This is a genomic window from Cupriavidus sp. BIS7, assembly GCF_000292345.1.
GTDB lineage: Bacteria > Pseudomonadota > Gammaproteobacteria > Burkholderiales > Burkholderiaceae > Cupriavidus.
The window spans coordinates 1-4,055 of the sequence record NZ_ALOU01000113.1; the positions used below are offsets into that span (position 1 = coordinate 1).

General features: G+C 64.1%; 3 protein-coding genes. All 3 read right to left on the bottom strand.

Annotated features, from left to right (window positions below):
• Positions 1–58 precede the first annotated feature (58 nt).
• Positions 59–1,777 (bottom strand): TRAP transporter large permease subunit, encoded by a 1,719-nt coding sequence (locus tag B552_RS0126630; protein ID WP_019452113.1) that lies wholly within the window; start codon positions 1,775–1,777, stop codon positions 59–61.
• The gene (locus B552_RS0126635) at positions 1,774–2,316 is read right to left on the bottom strand and encodes a TRAP transporter small permease subunit (RefSeq protein WP_019452114.1); all 543 of its coding nucleotides are present in this window, start codon (positions 2,314–2,316) and stop codon (positions 1,774–1,776) included. Before B552_RS0126635 ends, B552_RS0126630 begins: the two co-directional genes overlap by 4 nt.
• A gap of 219 nt (positions 2,317–2,535) precedes the next feature.
• Positions 2,536–3,945: an argininosuccinate lyase gene (gene argH, locus B552_RS0126640; protein WP_019452115.1), complete on the bottom strand. Its 1,410-nt coding sequence runs from the start codon at positions 3,943–3,945 to the stop codon at positions 2,536–2,538.
• Positions 3,946–4,055: the final 110 nt, after the last annotated feature.

A 4,055-nucleotide genomic window follows, 5' to 3' on the forward strand; every position in this document is an offset into this window, starting at 1 on the left:
AATTACTTGACCACTACAGAGGGCCAGCGCATCAATCCCCGACCACGCTTCAAACCAACTACTTGCTCTTCTCGAACTGGAACGACGGCGCCGCCGGCTCGCTAGAATCGCCGCCGCTCGGCAGTTCCAGCGTGCCAGGCGTGGAAGCTGCCCCCCCGCCGTCCTGCCCGCCAAGCGGGATACTGACCTCCGCTGCGTTGCTATGGTGCAGTGACCCCTTGTCGAGCAACCCGGTCACCATGCCCGGCCAGAACATCACCAGCAACACCATCACAAGCTGCAGGCCCACCCAGGGCAGCGCGCCCCAGTAGATGTCCGAGCTTTTGACTTCCTTCGGCGCAATGCCGCGCAGGTAGAACAGCGCGAAGCCGAACGGCGGGTGCATGAACGACGTCTGCATGTTGACGCACAGCATCACGCCGAACCAGACCAGCGCGGCAGTGGCGGCTGCTTCGGGGTTGCCGCCCATCGAATCGGCCACCACCGGCGCCAGCACCTTGACTGCCACGGGCGCCAGCATCGGCACGACGATAAACGCGATCTCGAAGAAGTCGAGGAAGAACGCCAGGAAGAAGATGAACAGGTTCACCACGATCAGGAAGCCAATCCAGCCGCCCGGCAGCGAGGTGAACAGGTGCTCCACCCACGCGCCGCCGTCCACGCCCTGGAACACCACCGAGAAGCAGGTGGAGCCGATCAGGATGAACACCACCATCGCGGTGATCCGCGCGGTGGACTGGTAGGCTTCGACGATCAGCAGGCGCAGGTCGGTCAGCTGGCCCGCGCGGATGATCAGCCAGAGCACGACCAGGTAGGCAACCGCCAGCGGAATCCGGAACGCATGCGAGCCGAACGCGAACACACCCACGGCCGCCGCCACCAGCGTGGCCGCAATACCCACGCGATAGATGTTGCGATCGATCCGGTTAAAACCCTTGTCGCGGATCACGGCCAGCACCAGCGCACCTACCGCACCCATCGCACCGGACTCGGTCGGCGTGGCAATGCCGAGCATGATCGTGCCGAGCACCAGGAAGATCAGCACGGCGCACGGGATGATGCCGCGCAGGCATTTGCGCCAAAGCGCCCAGCCGCGCAGCGTGCGCGCTTCTTCCGGCACCGGCGGGAGCCAGTCGGGCTTGATGCGGGCCAGCACGAACGTGTACAGCGCGAACAGCGCGATCTGGACGACGGACGGGCCCCAGGCGCCCAGGTACATGCTGCCGACATCGGCGCTGCCGGCCGGAGTCTTGAGCTGATCGGCCAGGACCACCAGCACCAGCGACGGCGGCACCAGCTGCGTGATCGTGCCCGACGCGGCCAGCACGCCCGTGGCGTACTTCATGTTGTACCGGTAGCGCATCATCACGGGCAGCGAGATCATCGCCATGGCGATCACCTGCGCGGCCACCGTGCCGGTAATCGCGCCCAGGATGAAGCCGACGATGATCACCGAATAACCAAGGCCGCCGCGCACCGGGCCGAACAACTGGCCCATCGAGTCGAGCATGTCCTCGGCCAGCCCGCATTTCTCGAGGATGGCCCCCATGAAGGTGAAGAACGGGATCGCCAGCAGCAGCTCGTTGGCCAGCACGCTGCCGAACACGCGGCTTGGCACGGCCTGCAGGAACTGCAGCGGGAAGTAGCCCCATTCAATCGCCAGGAAGCCGAAGGCCAGACCCACCGCCGACAGCGAAAACGCGACCGGGAACCCGATCAGCATAAATACCACCAGGCCGCCGAACATTAGCGGCGGCATATATTCCAACGGAATCATTGCACCGGCCTTTCGTATTTCGATTCGATGCGCACCAGGCCCTTGAGGGCGGCAACGCGCTTGATCAGTTCGGAAATCCCCTGCAGCGTGAGCAGGGCAAAGCCGATGGGCACGACGAGCTTGATCGGATAACGGGGCAGGCCGCCCGAGTTGCCCGATTGCTCGAGGATGCGCCACGAAGGCAGGAATAGCGATTCCCACGACAGCCACGTGAACAGGATCGTGGAGGGCAGCAGGAAGACGACGATGCCGAAGATGTCGATCCAGTGCTGCGCGCGTTCGGACACGTTGCCGTAGATCAGGTCCACGCGCACATGCTCGTTGCGCTGGAACGTGTACGACGCGCCGAACATCACGGCAATGGCGAACATGTACCACTGAAGTTCCAGTGGCCAGTTGTCGCTAAGGTTGAAGCCGTATCGAAGCAGGGCGTTACCTGCGCTGATCAGGCACGACAGCAGGATCATGATGTTTGCAAGCCTGCCCGTGTGCTGATTCAACCTGTCGATCTGTCGTGACAGACCAAGCAAGTAGTTCATGGGTTGTCTCCCCCGGTTTTTTGCGCCGATTAGTGTATCTGTAACAAAACTTATCGGCGCTTGGGGATTGTCCTAGCCATCACACATTCAAGAGGGTTCCTCTTCTGCATGGCAGGACTGGGCAGGGAGGAGGGCGGGGAGATAGGGCCGCCGCCAAAAACAAAAAGCCGCTGGCCCTACGGCACAGCGGCTTTTTTACGACAGAGACTTACGCGAAACTTACAGCGCCTTGCGTGCGGCAGCAATGGCGGCGCGGACCTGGTCCGGCGCGGTGCCGCCGATATGGTTGCGCGAGGCCACCGAGCCTTCGAGCGTCAGCACGCTGTGCACGTCGTCACCGATCAGCGACGCCTTGTCACCAAGGCCCGACACTTCGCGCAGTTCCTCGACGGTAAGATCCGCCAGGTCGCAGCGGCGGTCGTCGCAGGCACGCACGGCGTGGGCCACGGCCTCGTGCGCATCGCGGAACGGCAGGCCGCGCTTGACCAGGTAGTCGGCCAGGTCGGTCGCGGTGGCGTAGCCCTGCAGCGCGGCAGCGCGCATGTTGTCGGGCTTCACGCTGATGCCCGGCACCATGTCGGCGAAGATGCGCAGCGTGTCCACCACGGTATCGACCGTATCGAACAGCGGCTCCTTGTCTTCCTGGTTGTCCTTGTTGTACGCCAGCGGCTGGCCCTTCATCAGCGTCAGCAGGCCGGTCAGGTGGCCGTACACGCGGCCGGTCTTGCCGCGCGCCAGTTCGGGCACGTCGGGGTTCTTCTTCTGCGGCATGATCGAGCTGCCGGTGCAGAAGCGGTCGGCGATGTCGATGAAGCCGACGCGCGGGCTCATCCAGATCACCAGCTCTTCCGAGAAGCGCGACACGTGCGTCATGATCAGCGACGCGGCGGCCAGGAATTCGATCGCGAAGTCGCGGTCGGACACGGCGTCCAGCGAGTTGCGGCACACGCCGTCAAAGCCCAGTTGCGTGGCCACGAACTCGCGGTCGATCGGGTAGCTGGTGCCGGCCAGTGCGGCGGCGCCCAGCGGCAGGCGGTTCACGCGGCGGCGGCAATCGGCCATGCGCTCGGCATCGCGCGTGAACATTTCCACGTAGGCCATGAGGTGATGGCCGAACGTGACCGGCTGCGCCACCTGAAGATGGGTGAAGCCGGGCAGGATCGTGTCGGCGTTCTTCTCGGCCAGATCGAGCAGCGAGCCACGCAAGTCGCCCAGCAGGCCGATGATGTTGTCGATCTCGCTGCGCAGCCACAGGCGGATGTCGGTGGCCACCTGGTCGTTACGCGAACGGCCCGTATGCAGCCGCTTGCCGGCGTCGCCCACCAGCGCGGTCAGGCGCGCTTCGATGTTCAGGTGCACGTCTTCCAGGTCGAGCTTCCACTCGAACGTGCCGGCCTCGATTTCGCTGCGGATCTGCGTCATGCCACGCTCGATCTCGGCGCGGTCGGCGTCGGCAATGATGCCCTGCTTTGCCAGCATGGCCGCATGGGCCAGCGAGCCCTGGATATCGAACAGCGCCAGGCGCTTGTCGAAGAAGACCGATGCGGTGTAACGCTTCACCAGGTCGGACATCGGTTCGGAGAAGCGGGCGGACCAGGCTTCGCCTTTCTTGGCAAGTTGGGAGGTCATGGCGGGGCAGGGCGGAAAATCGGAAACAGCGATTATATCGCCTGGGGAGCCATCAATTGCTGATGGTTGGCTCCCCTCTCCCGCTGCGCGGTGTGCAGACCGGGGACATG

Bases quoted from the DNA above. Each gene is read 5' to 3' on its own strand.
- B552_RS0126630 (WP_019452113.1), bottom strand. From the start codon at position 1,777: ATGATTCCGTTGGAATATATGCCGCCGCTAATGTTCGGCGGCCTGGTG.
- B552_RS0126635 (WP_019452114.1), bottom strand. From the start codon at position 2,316: ATGAACTACTTGCTTGGTCTGTCACGACAGATCGACAGGTTGAATCAG.
- argH (WP_019452115.1), bottom strand. From the start codon at position 3,945: ATGACCTCCCAACTTGCCAAGAAAGGCGAAGCCTGGTCCGCCCGCTTC.